This window comes from Pedobacter steynii (assembly GCF_900103665.1).
Classification (GTDB): Bacteria; Bacteroidota; Bacteroidia; order Sphingobacteriales; family Sphingobacteriaceae; genus Pedobacter; species Pedobacter steynii.
Window position 1 is genome coordinate 287,831 of record NZ_FNGY01000005.1, and the last position, 16,952, is coordinate 304,782.

The following is a 16,952-nucleotide window of genomic DNA, read 5'->3' on the forward strand; positions in this document are numbered from 1 at the left end:
GCTCCCTTGAAAACCATCTTAACGCTCCTTCTTCTTCTTTTTCTCTGCCTTGGCGGACAGCAAGCATTTTCTCAAACGGGAACCCCGGGAAAAAGAACAGATACCATTAGAAACTCCTTTAGTCTGAAGGAAAAACAACGATTAGGTCTCAGAAACTTAAACAATTCTTTTAAACCGCTTCCGGATAATGTGAAGCGGGAAGTCGAATACGACGCGAAGAATAAAAGATACATCATCCGGCAATTGATCGGTAACCGCCTTTTCTCTCCCCCACAATACCTGACGATTGAAGAATATCAGCGCCTGGTGAACAGCGAGATGAAAAGGGACAACTGGCGGATGTACTCCAGTGAAGAATTAAATGAAGTCAGAAAAAATGGATTCATTCCCAGCCTGAAAATCAATAGTAAGGCTTTTGAACGCATTTTTGGTGGTACAACGATAGACATCCAGCCTCGTGGAGAGGCCGAACTGACCTTTCTGGGCAGGATCAATAAAAACGAAAATCCCCTTTTCAACGAACGTCAGCGTGTGCAGTCGAATTTTGATTTTAACCAGCGTATCCAGATGGATGTGATCGGAAATATCGGAACGCGGATGAAGATCAATATGAACTACAATACCGAAGCTCAGTTTGATTTTGAAAACCAGGTGAAACTGGATTATACCGGAGGAAAGGACGACATCATCCAGAAGATCGAAGCGGGAAATGTAAGCTTACCGCTGAACACGACGCTGATCAATGGAACACAGGCTTTATTCGGGGTAAAAACGCAATTGCAATTTGGAAAGCTGAGTGTGAGCTCGGTCTTCTCTCAGCAGAAGTCGCAATCCCGGGAGATCCGCATCAATAATGGCGCACAGCAAAATGAATACAGGCTGAGTGCCGATAATTACGAAGCGAATAAACACTATTTCTTAGCGCAATATTTTAGAAATAATTACAATAAAACACTGGCTACGCCACCAACGATTACCTCTGGTGTACTCATTACGAAAGTAGAAGTCTGGATTACCAATAAAACAGGAAATACGCAGGATTCCAGGGACGTGCTCGGCTTTATCGATCTTGGTGAAAATGCGCCTTATAACCCGACGGTACCAGGGGGCGGATCAGCATTGCCTTCGGGATTTGACAATCCCCAGTTTCCAAGACAATCGAATACCTTACTTTCACAAATACCCCCGGATGCCAGGCAGACCAATTCCAATGCCATCATCGGTTTCTTTGGCGGAAGTGGGGGAACAGACAATTATGCCAAATTAACTTACGCGAGGAAGCTGGCCGACAGGGAATATACTTTCCATCCTCAGCTGGGATACATCTCATTAAATAATGCTTTAAATACAGATGAGGTTTTGACGGTTGCTTACCGTTATACCTATCGTGGTGTGGAATATCAGGTGGGAGAATTCACAACCGATGTTTCTTTTGATCAGGGATCACCAAAGGTCTTGTTTACCAAATTGCTGAAAAACGAAACGACAAAAGTGAAACTGCCAACCTGGGATTTGATGATGAAAAACATCTATTCTATCGGTGGTTACCAGATTAGCCCGATGAATTTTAAGCTGGACATTTTCAGGATTGACGATAAGACCGGGGTAGAAAAACCATATATTGATGAAGGGGAGAAACTCGATGCCGACCGCAGGCCATTGAAGAATAAACAATGGATTCAGATCGTGGGTTTAGACCGATTGAATCAGCAGAAGGAGCGGAGCCCGGATGGGATTTTTGACTTTGAAGCGGAAAATAAACCTTTCGGAGCCAACCAGAACATCGCTTTCAACACACCTGTCAACAACAATAACAACAACGGTGGAAATACGAATGGTTCCAATACCAATCTGAGTAATTTCTCTACGAATACCAGCAATGGTTATGTGACCATAGATCCGTTGAATGGAAGAATTATCCTCCCTTTGATCGAACCTTTTGGTAAGGATCTTGCCGATCAGTTTAGTCCGGCAGAGCAGACACTGATCGATAAGTACACTTATACGGCTTTATACGATTCAACGAAGGTGATTGCACAGCAATTGTTCACCAGACAAAACCGTTATGTCATTAAAGGGGCTTATCAAAGTCAGGTGGCTTCAGAGTTTAGCTTAAATGCAATCAACGTTCCTGAGGGCTCGGTAAAAGTATTTGCCGGAACGATTCCCCTTCAGGAGGGTGTAGATTATACCGTGGATTACCAGGGGGGAAGGGTCAGGATTCTGAATACAGCTATTCTCATTTCCGGTCAGCCGATAAAGATTTCTACAGAAAATAATGAGCTTTTTGGTTTACAGCAACGTTCCCTGTTTGGAACCCGTCTGGACTATAAGGTGAACAATAAGTTGAATCTGGGAGGTACGATTATGAACCTCACTGAAAAGCCGCTTACTCCAAAAGTAAACCTTGGCGAAGAGCCAATCTCGAATACCATGTGGGGACTGGATATGAACTATAGCTCGCCTTCGAGGTTCTTAACGAAACTGGTGGATAAGTTGCCCTTCATTTCTACAAAGGTACCTTCCAGCTTTAGTTTCTCGGGAGAGTTTGCACAACTGGTTCCGGGACATCCTTCAGCGTTAAACTTCGGTGGCAAGAAAGGTGGCGTAAGTTACCTGGACGATTTTGAAGCTTCACGTTCGGTGATCGACCTGAAAAGCGCAGTGGCATGGCAGTTGTCTGGTACACCTCAGATGTTCTCTGAATCTTCGAGAATGGACGACCTGAGCTACGGCTTCAACAGGGCATTGATTGCTTTTTACAACATTGATCCTATCTTTTACAACCGGGCTGATGCGACGCTTCCTTCGGCATTGAGGAACAATAAAAATGAGCTTTCCAATCACTATGTGCGTCAGGTGATCGAACAGGAAGTTTTTCCTTTTAAAGAAATCGGAACGGGGCAACCATTTGCTTTGCCAACTTTAGATGTTGCTTTTTATCCAACGGTCCGCGGTCCTTACAATTATACGCCTACAGGTTTTAATCCTACAGGTGCCCTGAATAATCCACGTACCCGTTGGGGTGGTTTATTCAGAAGAATTGAAACCAATGACTTTGAAGCTTTGAACATTGAGTTCATCGAGCTTTGGGTAATGGATCCTAATATTTACAAGCCAAATTCTACAGGTGGAGATCTGTATTTTAATATTGGTAATATTTCAGAAGACATATTGAAAGACGGACGTAAATCATTAGAGAATGGTTTACCCGCAGATGGCGATCCTTCCAAATTTGATGAAACGAATTGGGGAAGAGTTCCGAAGTTGCAGCCGGTAGTTCAGGCATTTGATAATGATCCGAATGCAAGAAAAGCACAGGATGTAGGGCTTGACGGAATGGGCAATGCAGATGAACAGCGGAAATTTGCGACTTTAATCAACCAGATTAAAGGACAGCTAAATCCGGATGCTGCAGCTAAAATCGAAAATGACCCTTCTTCTGATGATTATACTTATTTCAGAGGACCGGACCTGGACCGTGAAAATGCAGGGATCTTAAAGCGCTACCAGAAATATAATGGTACAGAGGGTAACTCTAAGACGGCACAGCAGTCGCAGGCCGACCTGGGGGTAGAAAATTCTGCTTCTACTTCCTTGCCTGATGGCGAAGACATCAACAGGGACAACAACATGACACAGTCTGACGAGTATTTTGAATACAAAGTCTCGATGCGCCCGGCCGACCTTGTGGTGGGACAAAAATACATTACCGATAAAGTGACTTCGCAGGTGAAACTGGCGAATGGACAGACACAAGCGGTTACCTGGTATCAGATCCGCATTCCATTGGCACAACCGACGAACGTAGTTGGGGGAATTCAGGATTTTAAATCGATCCGTTTCATCCGGATGTTCATGACCAATTTCGCAGATACTACGGTATTGAGGTTTGGAAAAATTCAATTGGTAAGAGGAGAATGGAGACAATACAATGCCAGTAATGAAGCTTCAAAAACGATTGTTGACCCGGCTTTAGGAACGATCAGTCCTGATCAGTCCAAGATTGAAGTGGCAACGGTGAATATTGAAGAAAACGGTAAACGTACACCGATCCCTTATGTGATCCCTCCGGGAATTGAAAGAGAACGCGATTTCAGTAACTATCGTGGAGATACCCGTCAGAATGAGCAGTCTTTGTCGGTAACGATCAAAGATCTGAAAGATGGTTATGGCCGTGCAGCATTTAAAACTGCTTTTAACGATTTCAGGTCATACAAACATTTGGAAATGTACATCCATGCGGAGGCCCTGGGCTCAAACATTTTAAATGACAATGACCTGAGTGCATTTTTACGTATCGGTACAGACAACCAGGACAACTATTATGAGTACTCACAGCCTTTAAGGGTGACGCAACCGGGAACAAATGATCCGAATAACATCTGGCCTGAGTATAACAGAATGGACATTCAGCTGGAGCTTTTCCAGAAAGCAAAGCTGGCGAGAAACAATGCAAAGACAGCTACAGGTGCACCATGGCCAATTAATATTCCTTTTAACTATATCGTAAATGGCAAAGTGATTGTGGTAAAAGGGCAGCCGGATATGAGCAAGGTCAGGGTGTATATGCTGGGTGTAAAGAACCCTTATAAAAACGTAACAGGGAATGACGACGGACTGGATAAAAATGCGGTCATCTGGTTTAATGAGCTTCGTTTAACAGAGTTTGATGAACGTGGCGGCTGGGCAGCTACTGCAAGGTTGAGTGCGAAACTTGCAGACTTTGCGGATGTGAACGTTTCTGGAAGTAAATCGACCATCGGATTTGGTTCTTTGGAAACCCGTGTGAGTGAAAGAAACAGGGCAGACAATGTCTTCTTTGACATTTCTTCGAGCATGGAGCTGGGTAAATTTTTCCCTAAGAAAACAGGGATCAAAGTGCCTATGTTTGTGAGCTATTCCAGCCAGGTAAGCACCCCTCAGTACAACCCGAGCATGCCGGATATTGAGTTGAAAAATGCGCTGGATGCGGCAACAAAATCGCAAAGGGATTCTATCCTGAACTTTGCGCAGGACTTTACCACGAGAAGCAGTATCAACTTTACCAATGTCAGGAAAGAAAGGACCAATCCGGAGCAGAAGCCAAAGATCTGGGACATAGAAAACTTTAACGTCAGCTATGCTTATACCAAATATTCGCACAGGGATTTTATCGTAGAAAACAATTTCCAGAAAACTTACCGCGGTTCCCTGGCTTATAATTATGCGGGGCCAGCAAAAACTTATGAGCCTTTCAAGAAGCTGATTAAGTCGAATACATTGGCGCTGTTAAAAGATTTTAACTTCAGCCTGATGCCAACAGCAATTAATTTCAGGATTGATGTAGACCGTTTCTATTCGGAAAACAGCCTGAGAAACAATGATCCGATGAATTCTATTCCGGTAAATACCACGTTCAACAAAAACTTCCTGGTATCCAGGGTGTATGGTATTGCCTGGAACCTGAGTAAATCACTGACACTGGATATTGATGCAACGAACTATTCGATCATTGATGAGCCTTATGGAAGAATTGAAGGATTGAAAAGAGATACCTTATGGCAGAACATGATGAGGTTGGGCAGAACTACAGATTATAGCCATAACCTGAACGTCACCTATGCCTTACCAATTAACAAGATTCCAGGTTTAGACTGGGTGAATGTAGCTACGCGTTACGGCACGAACTTTAACTGGCAGACAGAACCGCTTTCTACGTTGAGGGATCCAAATATCAACCTTGGAAATACGGTTCAGAATTCGAGAACCATACAGATTAACCCAACTTTTAACCTGGCTTCACTTTACAATAAATTTGGTTTCGTGAGGAAATCAGGTAGTGGGGCGGATGCGAAACAAACGGGTTCCGGTGTTTTGATCGGATTGTTAACGAGTATTAAAAATGTAGTGGGTGCTTATACCCAAACTAAAGGGATCTTCCTGCCTGGTTATTTGCCGAAGACAAATGTTTTCGGGATCGACAATGCGACCGGCGCACCGGGATTGGGATTTGTTTTGGGAAGCCAGCGGGACATCCGGGAAGAGGCATTGAGGAACGGATGGATTACGACGGATACTTTGCAATCTCAGTTGTACATCAATACGATGAGAGAAGACCTGAGCTTAACGAGTTTAATCGAGCCGATCAAAGACCTGACGATTACGCTGACTGCGAACAGAAATAAGACGATGAATTATTCTACGAATTTCAGGTATGATGATTTGAGCAAAGGATTCCAGAATTTCAGTCCTTTTACCACGGGTGATTACAGCGTGTCCTTCATTAGTCTGGGAACGGCATTTTCAGAGAAATCAGGAAGCGCGGTATCTAAATTGTTCAATGAGTTTATGACGAACAGGCAAGTGATCTCTCAGCGTTTAGGAGAATTGAACCCGAATTCCTCAGGAACAAGAAGCGGAGGTTATGCGGATGGTTATAATCAGAATTCACAGGATGTGGTGATCTCTGCTTTCCTTGCGGCCTATTCCGGAAAGAGTGCATCTTCGGCCAGCCTGAATTCTATGCCTAAAATTCCATTGCCAAACTGGCGGTTGAATTACAGGGGCCTAACGAGGATTGCTTTCCTTGCTGAACACTTCAGCTCTATTGATTTAAGACATTCTTACCGCTCTGTATACAGCATCAATAGTTTTAACTCGTTATTGAAATACGAGGAGCGCAATGGTGGAGTAAGCAGCAGGGATAAGGACAATAATTTCCTGCCGCAGTTACAATATGCAAGGGTGACCATTGCAGAGCAGTTCTCTCCGCTGATCGGAATAGATACCCGCTTAAAGAATAACCTGACGGCGAACTTTGAGATCGGCAGGACACGTTTGTTAGGGCTAAGTATGGCGAACAGCCAGCTGTCGCAGTTAACGGAAAATAACCTGGTTTTTGGCCTGGGTTACCGCACTACGAAGTTCAGGTTCCCTTTCGGATTGTTTAAACAATTGAAGATGGACAACAATATGGACTTCAAGCTGGATGTTGCGGTAAGGGATAACAAGACCGTGATCTACCGCGCTGATGTTGCGGAGGCAGAAGTTTCTTCAGGAGCAAAGAACATTACTTTAAGGCCGAGTGTGGATTATATCCTGAACCAACGCTTTAACGTAAGGGTGTTCTATGATTCGAATATCACCAAACCTTATACTTCGCAAACGTTCAATACTTCATTCAGCAACTTTGGATTTAGTTTAAGGGTAACGCTGAATTAGGCATATTTTCTTTCTGTTGCCGTTTAACGCGCATGTATTTTTTAGAGAAATATATGCGCGTTTTTTTTGCTTGTATTTCCTGCCATTTTTCTTCCAATACAAACTTTTGTATATTTAGTTCCCGGACGAGCGCAATGCAAGGCTGTTGGAAGCAGCTGCTAAATAGTCTAATGATAAATCATGTGGAGCGACAGGTATAATTATTACAACATACAAAGTGATGAAGGTTACACTAAGAAGGTGGAGACGGGAATTGTGCTGCAGATTTTGCTGAAGAGCGGATATTTCCTTCAGAAAGATCATCAGACATTGGTTAATGCGGAAAACTTTCCATGGCTGGAAATGGTATTGGCTGAAACAGAAGACGGGAGTTTTGCCACGTCTGACAAGAAACTGCCTTACGTTAATTTGATTGCGGTTGTTTGCACTAAGTCGGCAGCTATAGACCAGGGCGTTTACCTAAAGGCTTTCCTGGAAATGGCTGAAGAACTGAATTGGAAACTTTATCTGGAAGAAGATGACGAAGGAAATGAGAATATCGAAATCAGATGAAACCAGGGGCTTTTTGCGGAGTTTATCCTGACGGATCATCAGGAGATAAAGGGGGCTTCAAATTTTGTTACCACAAATAAATATGAATACTTATAAATAATAGTAAATTCGCAGAGGATAATGCGTATTATTTGCGGCTTCCTAGTTTAAGTAACACATGCTTTTTATGCGTAACTAATTTATTATTAATATTATATAAAATGAATTTTCCATCAGAACTAAAGTACACTAAAGACCACGAATGGGTTAAGATTGAAGGTAACGAGGCCTATATCGGTATTACTGATTTCGCACAACGTGAGTTAGGTGATATTGTATACATCGATATTAACACTGTAGGTGATGAAGTAGGTAAAGACGATGTTTTCGGAACAGTAGAAGCTGTTAAAACCGTATCTGATTTGTTTATGCCGGTAACTGCAACCGTATTGGAAACCAATCCGGAATTGAATGACAATCCTGAACTGGTAAACTCTGATCCTTATGGAAAAGGCTGGATGGTTAAAGTAGCGATCTCTGATGCTTCACAAGTGGATGGTTTATTAGATGCTGATGCTTATAAAGCCCTTGTAGGAGCTTAATCAATGAATAAATTTAAAGCGTTAAAATATCAGATCTGGGCCATAGTATGGACGGTGGTTATTTTGATCCTTTGCAATATAGAAATGCCTGTCTCCACTAATGGGACAGGCTTTTTTTTTGAAGGATTTGATAAGATGGTGCATCTTGGGTTTTTCTTTGTCCTGACGATATTGTTGTTTTACGGAAGAATAAACTATACCCATAACTATAGTTTCCGTTCATTGACGATCTTTAAGATCATCCTGATCACTGCAGCTTTGGGTGGTGGCATTGAATTGCTTCAATGGAAAGTATTCACCTACAGATCGGCCGAATGGTGGGACTTTACCTGCGATATGGCTGGTGTATTTATGGGGGTTTTCAGTTTTATACTTTTGCATAAATCTCATTATAATGAAAAAGAACTTCAGTAGATTATTTGTGCTTTTGCTGGTACTGACAGCCAGCAGCTGCAGCATTTTTAAGCCGGGTTGTAAATGCCCTCCGGTAAGCTACAACAGCTATCCTCAAAGATAAAATCAACCTGTATTCATTATGTTACTTTGTTGTGACTTTTGGATTGCACAAATAATCCTTCAGCCGCTCTGAAAGCTATTTCCGGGAGGAGAGTGGGATTTTGTTTATTTGGAACTATTATAAATTAAGCCTAAATTGCGCCTTGATTAGGGAAGGAGTCAATATTGTCCTTCGAAAATTAAAATAAATTAATAAAGATGAAACTTTCACAATTGAATCCGGGGGAACGAGGCACTATAGTGGCATTTACTGATTTAGAAATGTCTGTTAAACTAATGGAGATGGGCTGTTTGCCTGGAGAAGTTGTAGAAGTGGAACGGTTTGCTCCGCTTGGTGATCCGATTGCCATTCGGGTCTCAGGTTATCAACTTTGTTTACGTAAAAGCGAAGCATCTAGTATTATAATTCAGTAGTAATTTGGCAAAGGATTTGAAAATAGCGCTGGTTGGGAATCCCAATACAGGCAAGTCTACTCTTTTTAATCTGCTTACAGGATTAAATCAAAAAATTGGAAATTTTCCGGGCATTACCGTTGATAAAAAAGTAGGTTACTGCAAGCTTCCCGATGGCAGAAATGCAGAGATTACCGATTTACCGGGAACCTATAGTTTATACCCGAAGAGTAAGGATGAAAGTATTGTCTTCCAGGTTCTGGCCGACAAGAACAATTCCAGCTATCCCGATATTGTGGTATTGGTTGCCGATGCGACCAATCTCCGAAGAAATTTATTGCTTTATTCGCAGGTAGCTGACCTGCAGGTGCCGGTCGTATTGGCGCTTAATATGACCGATCTGGCGCAAAAAGAAGGGATTAATGTCAACGTTGATTTGCTTTCAAAAAGATTGGGCATCCAGATCGTGGCCATTTCTGCGAGAAGCAATAAGGGGCTGACCGAATTAAAACAAGCGATTAGTAATACCACAAAGATTGCTACGCAGTTAAAAGGTACTGATGTGCTTGCGCTGGCCCCTGAAGCGATTCAGAAAGTGAAAGCCAAGATCGGAACAGAGAACGATTATTTTGCATTGCAGGTATTACACCAGCATTATAACCTCGATCATTTTTCTGAGGTAGATCATGCAGGTTTTGATCAGATCAAAAAGGCGACTGATTTTGAAACCTCGAAATTACAGACGGAGGAAACAGTAGCACGTTACCGGGATCTGGGAAAGATCCTGACTGGTGTAATTGAAGATACAGGAGCGGCAAAGAAGTTTGCTTTTAGTGATAAAATCGATTCCGTCCTGACCAATCGGTTTTGGGGCCTGATCATTTTTATGGGCTTATTGTTCTTTCTGTTTAACGCTATTTTCTCCTGGTCGGCTTATCCGATGGAGATGATTGAGTTTATCTTTGCCAAACTCCAGGAACTGGGACATGAATATTTACCCGCCGGGCAGCTCAGTGATTTACTGCTGGACGGTGTGCTTGCCGGCTTAGGCGGGATTGTAGTTTTCATTCCGCAGATCGCTATTCTCTTTGCTTTTATCTCGATTCTGGAAGACACCGGCTATATGGCCAGGGTGACTTTTATGATGGACAGGATCATGAGGAAATTTGGTTTGAGTGGAAAATCGGTGGTGCCAATGATCGGAAGTCTGGCCTGTGCCGTTCCTTCCATCATGAGTGCCAGAAATATCGAAAACTGGAAAGACCGTATCATTACCATTATGGTGGCTCCTTTAGTGAGCTGTTCTGCAAGGCTGCCGGTATATACTTTATTGATCAGCCTCGTTGTTCCAGAAAAAATGGTTTGGGGCTTCATTAACCTTCAGGGATTAACCCTGATGGGGATGTACCTGATCAGCATTGTTGCAGCGATATTGGTGGCTTTTGTCATGAAATTTATCCTGAAAGCAAAAGAGAAATCTTATTTCATCATGGAAATGCCGGTATACAGAATGCCGAGATGGGGAAACGTGCTTTTCACAATGTATGACAAGTCTAAGACCTTTGTCTTTGAAGCGGGTAAAGTGATCATCGCGATTTCCATTGTGTTATGGGTAATGGCAACTTATGGTCCTTCCGAGCGCTTTGCTGAAATTGACAAAAAATACGCCGCTATAGAGGCTCAAAAAGACAGTGTGCAGATTTCGACACTCGAAAGAGATAAGTCGGCTGAAAGGCTTGAAAATTCGTATGCGGGGATTTTGGGTCATGCGATAGAGCCGGCGATCAGACCTTTGGGTTTTGACTGGAAGATTGGTATCGCACTGATCACTTCATTTGCTGCAAGGGAAGCCTTTGTAGGAACGATGGCCACGATTTACAGTGTGGAAGGTGGAGATGAGAATGTCATGCAAATACGCGACAGTATGCGACTGGCAAAAAATCCGGAAACGGGATTGCCTGTCTTTACTTTTGCTACTGCCTTTTCACTGATGCTGTTTTACGCCTTTGCGATGCAATGTATGAGTACGGTGGCCGTGGTGTTCCGGGAAACAAAATCCTGGAAGTGGCCGATGATACAATTGACGTATATGACGGTTATGGCTTATGTGGCCAGTTTAATTGCTTACCAGTTTTTAAAGTAATATATTAACTTAATTAAACGCAATGCTGTCATGAATAAAAGAATGGAAAAATTGCTCAACGAGCAGGTTAATTTAGAAATGTATTCGGCCAATGCCTATTGGGCAATGTGCTCCTGGTTCTCGGACAAGGATTTGGATGGGTTCGCTAATTATTTTAAAGTTCAGGCAAAAGAGGAGCTTTTCCATGCGGAAAAGCAATTCAATTACATTCATGATGTTGGCGGTAAGGTGACTATAGGCGCAATTGAACAACCTGAATCTGACTTTAGCTCCGTGCTGGAAATTTTTGAAATTACGCTGGCACATGAGAAGGCAGTCACAAAAAGTATCGGTAATCTGATCAAAGCAGCTTTTGAGGAAAGTGATTTTGCCACCCATACTTTTTTGCAATGGTTCGTTACCGAGCAGGTAGAGGAAGAGGCAACGGTATCGCAGATCATCAGCAAGCTGAAGATGATCGGGGACAATTCTTCGGCTTTATATCTGCTGAATACCGAATTGGCTCAAAGAACATTTAACGCAGCCACAGGCGGCGCGGCTTAAGCAGGCTTTTAATTAATTTCCTTATCTTGGAAGCGTGAAAAAGGAGGAGATCTTAGCGCAATACATGCCCCCGGGAGCGGCGCCAATTATCGCAAAGTGGATAGATTATTTTCAATGTGAGTTTAAAATATCTAAAAACAGGGCGACGAAGCTTGGTGATTACCGTCATCCTTATAAGGATTTGGGGCATAAAATATCGGTCAACAATGACCTGAATGCCTATGCTTTTTTGGTCACCACTGTACATGAATTTGCCCATCTGCTGACCTGGAACGACCATAAAAATAAAGTTAAGCCTCATGGTGCAGAATGGAAGCATAATTTTAAAAGGATGATGGCACCTTTTATAGAACAAAATGTCTTTCCACAGGACGTTCAGCAGGCGATTGTGAGTTACCTGAATAATCCTTCCGCAGCAAGTTGTACTGACCTTAAACTTTCCCGCGCACTAAAAAAGCACGATTTGCCTAAAGACGCGTCCAGGTTGGAAGAACTGCCTTTAGATGCGGTATTTACGATTAAAGACGGACGTCAGTTCAGAAAAGGAGAAAAGTTACGGAAGAGGTATCGTTGCCTTTGCCTAACCAATGGTAATGTCTATTTGTTTAATCCTTTAGCTGAAGTAACTTTAGCGGCGACAGGCACATAAACAGCTTCTTTATCTTCCACTTTCCACTTAAAATTAAGCTTTTCATTTCTGAAACTTTGCGAATTGCTTTTTAAGCTGTCGATGAATGCATCGGGTTCTTTTACCAGGATACTGGCGGTATAGCCATTCTGTGCTTTGCTTTTCAGCTGAATGATATTCTCACCGGGGATGTCAATAAACTGATCAAATAACATTTCATACTGGTTGTTTCCCGCAATAGCTTCGTCCAGTGTCCTGATATTTTGTTTGTAATCTTCTTCCTTTGTGGTGTTGTCTTTGATTGATTTTAACGACAGGTAAGGTTTGGTCTGAAGAACTGACGCGGCGTTTGCCTTGCGTTGTTCCTTCCGGAAAGCAATGTTGTTTCTCAGGAAAATGCGGGTGTCTGTATAGTCGTTATTGGTTTTTTTATTTTCCTGAACGAGGATTAAGCTGTCGTTCTTAAAATAATATTTTTTAGTCTGGCTATTGATGAGTCCGTTATCCCGATGCTCCACGTATAGTATGGCTTTGCCATTTGCGCTGTACCTTTCTGCGTACATGGACTGTTCCCCCTGAAGGTAAACGAGGCTGCTTTGTTTTTCCAGTTGGCTCAGGTTGGCATCTATAGAATCTGCTAAGACCCCGATGGTCTTGTCGGTCATCGCAGTTGCAGCAGATTGACTGATCAGGTCTGCCTGGGGATGTTTGGGTTGCTGGCTGCAGCTGAATATGGTGAACAGAGCAGGCAGACAGAATAGGATATAAGAGGTTTTCATGGCGTTTTTTTAGTCTGACAATTTAAAGAAGGCCATTATCGTGCCAGCGAAATGATTTGTTGTTTTCCGGACGGAATGTAGTCCTGATATCGTCTGATATTCAGTTTATATGGTTGATTGAAAATTATTTAATATTAAATTTTATTTATTGCTATTATTTGTATTTTAGATATAATCATTAACTATATGTTTTATATGAAAAAAGAATACTTAAAAGTCAGCATTATTGCCGGAATGGTTTGTATGATGTCTTATTCCTGTAAAAAAGGAGAAGATAAGCATCAGGAGGCGGCTAATCCCAAAGCGGAAGCGGTATTAGCGTATATTAAAAGCATGGGGTTTCCTGCATCTTCTATTAAAGACATCGGAGAGGAATACCTGGTAGAAGGAGATATTTCATTTCCTAAAAATATGTCGCTACCGGCTCCTGATGATCCCAAAACCGAGCAGTATTATACCGGTTATCTGGTTAGCCCCGCAAACCGGACCAATATCAGGGTATATGTGGATCCTTCCATGTCGGGCATGCTGAGCGAAGTGAACTCGGCCATCAATCAATGGAACACTGTTCCCAATACGAATATTCATTTTAATATTGTGACCGGTGGGTCATATGACATTCTGGTGCAGGATGCAAATCTAGGCCCCGGCGGTTGTGGATCGGCGAGATTTCCTAAAGATGGTCTTCCGGGTGGGTTGATCAGAATCAATAAAAGTTATATCTCTGGTAATAGTTTCGAACAGCGACAAAGAACCATTGCTCATGAATTTGGTCACGCAATTGGTTTCAGGCATACCAACTGGGCTGGAAACGGAGAGCCTCAGAATGGCACCGATGATATTGGAACTCCAGCTGGTGCAATTGATGTCCCTGGAGCCGGAGGAACAGATCCAGGTTCACTCATGAATGGAGGACAATGTGGCTCAGGTGCAAGTGTGCTGTCTGATAAGGATAAACTGGCAACAGCTGTTTTATATCCGGTGTCAGCAGCTAATGGTTCTTCAGGAACGCTGTCCACTATGGCAGGAATCGACATTGGCCTGGATGATGGCGTTTTCTTCTGGGGCCTTTCTGGTCAGGTAACTAAAGGCAATTCTACGCTCATTTATGGGCCAACCTCTGGTTATGTATTGCCTGCCGGTAAAAACTTCGTCGATGTAGTAGACATGGGTATCGCCAATACAGGGTATAGTTACGTATGGTATAAAGATGGAACGATGTCTGTGGGCAGCGCAAATGATTTAGGAAATTTCATCGCCCCAAAACCTTATGTACTGCCTGCGGGAAAAACACCTGCGGACCTGGTTGGAATTGCAATTGCTAAAAATACGAGCTGGTGTTACGCCTGGTATACAGACGGAACAGCTTCTGTGGGTAATTCTACTGATTTAGGTGCTTACAGGGGATTGTATAGCTATAGCTTGCCTCCTGGAAAAACTTATACGGATATTGCGGACGTTGGGATTGCGGCGAGTTCAGGTTGGTGTTATGCATGGTATAAAGATGGAACCATGTCTGTTGGTACTTCGGATGATCTTGACTATTATATCCCTTTAAAACCAATGGATTAATTTAGAATTTCAAATAATAGATCACAGGCCATTTCAGGAAAGCTGAGATGGCCTGTGGTTTAAAATCAATATGCTGTTAACTTCTGAATGGTTTCTTTTAGTCTGCTTTTGGCAAGGAAACTTTCTTCCAGGACTTTGCTCATTGGAATGGCAGTATCCGTGCTCGCACAACGCATTACAGGGGCATCCAGGTGCTCAAAACAATGTTCGGCAATCCATGCAGCCAGTTCAGCTCCAAAACCGCTGCTTAACGTATCTTCGTGTAAGATTAATACCCTGCCTGTCTTCTTTACCGCAATTGCCACGGCTTCCTGATCCCATGGTTGTAAGCTGCGTAAATCCAGGAGATTTATACTGAGTTCCGGATGTTCATCCATATAAGACAGGGCCCAGTGTACACCCAGGCCATAAGTGATGATGCTCAGTTGTTCGCCTTCTTTAATCAGGTTGGCCTTACCAATTTCCAGGGTATATTCACCTGTAGGTACTTGTCCGCTTAAACTGCGGTATAGATATTTATGTTCAAAAAATAACACCGGATTCGGGTCATCAATCGCGGAAAGGAGTAGTCCTTTTGCATCAAAAGGGAAAGCCGGGTATACGATTTTTAAACCGGGAGTTTTTGTAAACCAGGCTTCATTGCTTTGGGAATGAAAAGGGCCTGCGCCTGTTCCCGCTCCTGTAGGCATTCTGACTACGACATCTGCCTTTTCTCCCCAACGATAATGCGTTTTTGCAAGGTTGTTCACGATCTGGTTGAACCCACAGGTCACGAAATCAGCAAACTGCATCTCCACTACTGCCTTATAGCCATTGATAGAAAGGCCTAATCCGGCACCTACAATCGCTGATTCGCAGATTGGGGTATTGCGGACTCTCGCCTTACCAAAAAGGTTTACAAAGCCATCAGTGATCTTAAAGGCTCCGCCATATTCGGCAATGTCCTGTCCCATCAAAACCAGATTGTCGTGCTTTTGCATGCCAATCTTCAATGCATCTGTGATGGCATCAATATACCTGATTTCTGTGGATACTTCACTCGGTTCAATATGCTGGTAAGTATGCGCTGCATACATGTCTGCGGTTTCGGTTGCGATATCTGCTACGGGTTCTTCTTCCAGAAAGGCCGCTTCTACTTCCTGCTCAATTCCGGTTTTAAAATCGGCTTTAATCTCTGCTATACTTTCCGGAGTCAAAACACTTTGTTCCAACAGGTACTCTTCAAAGCATTTTACCGGATCTTTTTTTGCCCAGAGGTCAAACAGTTCCTGAGGTACATATTTTGTCCCTGAAGCTTCTTCATGGCCCCTCATCCTAAAGGTAAGACACTCTACGAGTACTGGCTTAGGATCTTCTCTCATCTTTTCGGCGATTTCGGAGAGGGTATCATAGACTTCCAGGATGTTATTCCCGTCTATCTGGATGCCTTCAATTCCATATCCTGCAGCCCTATCCACCAGGTCTTTACATTTAAATTGCTCGTTGATGGGAGTGGAGAGTCCGTATCCGTTATTCTCGATTAAAAAGATAACAGGCAGGTTCCATACCGCTGCCACATTGATGGCTTCATGAAAGTCGCCCTCACTTGTGGCGCCTTCTCCGGTAAATACCAGGGTTGCCTGTTTTTTGTCGGCAATAAGGTCTGCCAGGGCGATACCATCGGCAAGTGCCATCTGAGGCCCAAGATGGGAAATCATTCCGATGATTTTATACTCCTGTGTACCAAAATGAAAGGAGCGGTCCCGGCCCTTGGTAAAGCCGGAAATCTTGCCTTGCCATTGGGCCATCAGCTTTTTTAATGGGATATCCCGGGCGGTAAATACGCCCAGGTTTCTATGCATGGGAAGAATATATTCGGTTTCCTTCATGGCTAAAGTACTTCCTACGGCAATGGCTTCCTGTCCGATTCCGGAAAACCATTTGCCAATTCTGCCCTGACGTAATAAGATAAGCATTTTTTCCTCTACCATTCGGGGGTAAAGCAACTGCGTGTATAAATCTAATAAGGTAGCATCGTTCTTATCTTTTCTGTCAAACTGCAT

11 protein-coding genes are annotated in these 16,952 nt (G+C 43.0%); 9 read left to right on the plus strand and 2 right to left on the minus strand.

Annotation, left to right across the window (positions count from 1 at the left end):
* The first annotated feature begins 6 nt into the window (after positions 1-6).
* From sov to BLQ87_RS15665, 8 genes are all read left to right on the plus strand, one after another.
* Positions 7-7,203 (plus strand): T9SS outer membrane translocon Sov/SprA, encoded by a 7,197-nt coding sequence (gene sov, locus BLQ87_RS15630; RefSeq protein WP_074608445.1) that lies wholly within the window; start codon positions 7-9, stop codon positions 7,201-7,203.
* Positions 7,204-7,383: 180 nt separating this feature from the next.
* The gene (locus BLQ87_RS15635) at positions 7,384-7,755 is read left to right on the plus strand and encodes a hypothetical protein (RefSeq protein ID WP_074608447.1); all 372 of its coding nucleotides are present in this window, start codon (positions 7,384-7,386) and stop codon (positions 7,753-7,755) included.
* Between the two features lie 200 nt (positions 7,756-7,955).
* Positions 7,956-8,336, plus strand: coding sequence for a glycine cleavage system protein GcvH (gcvH, locus tag BLQ87_RS15640; protein WP_074608450.1), 381 nt, complete (start codon positions 7,956-7,958; stop codon positions 8,334-8,336).
* Positions 8,337-8,339: 3 nt separating this feature from the next.
* Positions 8,340-8,750, plus strand: a complete 411-nt coding sequence (locus BLQ87_RS15645) for a VanZ family protein (RefSeq protein WP_074608452.1) — start codon at positions 8,340-8,342, stop codon at positions 8,748-8,750.
* A gap of 300 nt (positions 8,751-9,050) precedes the next feature.
* Positions 9,051-9,266, plus strand: coding sequence for a FeoA family protein (locus BLQ87_RS15650; protein WP_073238326.1), 216 nt, complete (start codon positions 9,051-9,053; stop codon positions 9,264-9,266).
* Between the two features lie 4 nt (positions 9,267-9,270).
* Positions 9,271-11,388, plus strand: a complete 2,118-nt coding sequence (gene feoB, locus BLQ87_RS15655) for a ferrous iron transport protein B (protein WP_074608455.1) — start codon at positions 9,271-9,273, stop codon at positions 11,386-11,388.
* A 30-nt stretch (positions 11,389-11,418) separates the two neighbouring features.
* Entirely contained in the window at positions 11,419-11,931 is a 513-nt protein-coding gene (locus BLQ87_RS15660) for a ferritin (RefSeq protein WP_074608457.1), read from the plus strand.
* A gap of 34 nt (positions 11,932-11,965) precedes the next feature.
* The gene (locus BLQ87_RS15665; RefSeq protein ID WP_245723864.1) at positions 11,966-12,580 is read left to right on the plus strand and encodes a SprT-like domain-containing protein; all 615 of its coding nucleotides are present in this window, start codon (positions 11,966-11,968) and stop codon (positions 12,578-12,580) included.
* Here the strand turns inward: BLQ87_RS15665 and BLQ87_RS15670 are convergent.
* Positions 12,529-13,338 carry a hypothetical protein gene (locus BLQ87_RS15670; RefSeq protein WP_074608461.1) on the minus strand — a complete coding sequence of 270 codons (810 nt, stop codon included), beginning with the start codon at positions 13,336-13,338 and terminating at the stop codon, positions 12,529-12,531. The two genes, BLQ87_RS15665 and BLQ87_RS15670, sit on opposite strands and share 52 nt — an antisense overlap.
* 195 nt (positions 13,339-13,533) lie before the next feature.
* Between BLQ87_RS15670 and BLQ87_RS15675 the strand changes: the two genes are divergently transcribed.
* Positions 13,534-14,910, plus strand: a complete 1,377-nt coding sequence (locus tag BLQ87_RS15675; protein ID WP_172664888.1) for a M57 family metalloprotease — start codon at positions 13,534-13,536, stop codon at positions 14,908-14,910.
* A gap of 65 nt (positions 14,911-14,975) precedes the next feature.
* Here BLQ87_RS15675 and BLQ87_RS15680 read toward each other — a convergent pair whose 3' ends face one another.
* Entirely contained in the window at positions 14,976-16,952 is a 1,977-nt protein-coding gene (locus BLQ87_RS15680) for an alpha-ketoacid dehydrogenase subunit alpha/beta (RefSeq protein ID WP_074608466.1), read from the minus strand.

Coding starts and splice junctions, on each gene's coding strand:
- gcvH (WP_074608450.1), top strand. CDS start 7,956: ATGAATTTTCCATCAGAACTAAAGTACACTAAAGACCACGAATGGGTT.
- BLQ87_RS15645 (WP_074608452.1), top strand. CDS start 8,340: ATGAATAAATTTAAAGCGTTAAAATATCAGATCTGGGCCATAGTATGG.
- BLQ87_RS15635 (WP_074608447.1), top strand. CDS start 7,384: ATGTGGAGCGACAGGTATAATTATTACAACATACAAAGTGATGAAGGT.
- BLQ87_RS15660 (WP_074608457.1), top strand. CDS start 11,419: ATGAATAAAAGAATGGAAAAATTGCTCAACGAGCAGGTTAATTTAGAA.
- BLQ87_RS15650 (WP_073238326.1), top strand. CDS start 9,051: ATGAAACTTTCACAATTGAATCCGGGGGAACGAGGCACTATAGTGGCA.
- BLQ87_RS15670 (WP_074608461.1), bottom strand. CDS start 13,338: ATGAAAACCTCTTATATCCTATTCTGTCTGCCTGCTCTGTTCACCATA.
- BLQ87_RS15675 (WP_172664888.1), top strand. CDS start 13,534: ATGAAAAAAGAATACTTAAAAGTCAGCATTATTGCCGGAATGGTTTGT.
- BLQ87_RS15680 (WP_074608466.1), bottom strand. CDS start 16,952: ATGCAGTTTGACAGAAAAGATAAGAACGATGCTACCTTATTAGATTTA.